Consider the following 1789-nt stretch of genomic DNA (forward strand, 5'->3'; position numbering starts at 1 on the left):
CATCGCGCGTATCGGCCGCGCGACGCGCGAGCCAGGCCGGGAACCACGTCGACGGCGCATCGGGCAGCGCCGACGGTTCGGCGTACGCGGCGCCGATCTCCTGCATCAGCAACCGCACGCTGTCCACGTCGGCCGCGAGCAGGTCGACGCTCAGCCAGACGCGATCCTCGCCGTCGGGCATCTGCACGAGCCCCATCAAGAAGACCTGCGCGTGCTCGACGTCGAGACATTCGTGCGACCGGAACGCGCGCAGCGACGCCCATTCGGTTTCCGCATCGGCGGCCGTCCTGTCGCGCCAGTCCGCATGCGCGAACACCGGCGCGTCCGGCGCCGCGACGATCTGCTGGCGGCCACCGGTGAAGCACGCACGCAGCATCGGATGGCGCTCGCGCACACGCCGGCACGCCGCATCGAGGCGAGCGGGATCGATCGCGCGGCACCGAAACTCGAGGAACGCGTGACAGCTCACGTTGCCGAGCACTTCGCCGTCGCCGCGGCCGAGCCAGTACGCCTGCTGCACCGCCGACAGATCGAATGGCGCGTGCACGTCGACGTCGACCACCTCGTCAGCCTCGACGTCAGGCGCCGCGGGGGCGACGCGTGGCGCATTCGCGAGCAGCTCGGCCCACGCGCCGAGCGTCGGCGTGCGCGCGAGCGCATCGAACGTCAGCGCGTAGCCGAGGCGGTTCACGCGCGTCTGCAGATACATCAACCGGATCGAATCGAGGCCGCAGCTCAGCAGGTCCTCGTCATCGTCGAGCGATGCGATTTCGTCGACGGGCTCGTCGAGCAGCTCGGCGATCATCACGACGAGCTGCGAGCGAAAGGCTATGGGAGAAAAACTGAAAGGATCGGAATGATCGATACGGAAATCGACAGCGGTCTGGCTCATGGGCACGCCTTGTATGGGTCGTTCGATGGCGGATCCGCGCGGCGGCGGCCACCCGTGAATGAGAATCTATCTCATTCACACCCATGAGCCTGATCGATTGCTTTAGGCTGCCGGTCAGTTGTTTTAGATTGCCGCGCTCTCCATCTCGATGTCGTCGATCGCGTTCGACGACGCACGAATATCGCTCGGCGAAATGCCGTAACGCTTGCGGAATGCGATCGAGAAATGCGCGGGGCTGTAGCCGACCCGGTACGCGACGGTCGACACGTTCGCGTCCTCCGCGCACAGCATCGCGTGCGCAGTCCGCAACCGGTATTCCTGCAGGTACGCATACACGCTCGTGCCGAACACCTTGCGGAAACCGGCCGTCAGCTTGCGCGAATTCATCCCCACCCGGCCCGCGAGCGCATCGAGCGTGGGCGGCTGCTGCAGCTCGCGCGTCAGGATGTCGCTCGCCGCGTACACGCGCTCGACGTCCGACGACGTGACGCGCACGTCGGCCGGCGCGAACTGCCGCTGCGTCGCCAGCAGCTGCGCACTCAGCGCGGTCAGCTCGAACGCCTTGGCCTTCAGGTAGTACTCGCGCACCGCGCCCTCGAACGGGCACGTCGCGATCTGCACCGCGAGCGCCTGCAGCGCCTTCGACGCCGGGCAACTGACGATGCGCGGATCGCCGCCCGTCGGCGCAAGCATCTTCTCCGGCAACAGGCTCAGGTTGCGGTCGAGCGCATCGAGGCCGAGCTGCACGATCGTGTAGCGCAGCGGCGTGTCGCGGTCGTAGATCTGGTGCGTCGTGAATTCACCGTCGTTGGCGATCACGCACAGGCCCGGCCCCTTGATGCACTGCTCGGGCTGGCCCGGAACGCGACAACGCAACTGCCCGCTCTGCACGAGGCC

General features: G+C 67.3%; 2 protein-coding genes. Both read right to left on the bottom strand.

The features are described 5' to 3' along the window. Positions 1-892: phosphopantetheine-binding protein (locus G3N93_RS39145; RefSeq protein WP_241026893.1), on the bottom strand; the 892-nt coding region annotated here is incomplete at its 3' end. 123 nt (positions 893-1015) lie between these two features. Further along, positions 1016-1789 (bottom strand): helix-turn-helix transcriptional regulator (locus G3N93_RS39150; RefSeq protein ID WP_206135441.1); only part of this gene is annotated, 774 nt, incomplete at its 5' end.

The organism is Burkholderia sp. Se-20378 (assembly GCF_017104665.1).
Classification (GTDB): domain Bacteria; phylum Pseudomonadota; class Gammaproteobacteria; order Burkholderiales; family Burkholderiaceae; genus Burkholderia; species Burkholderia lata.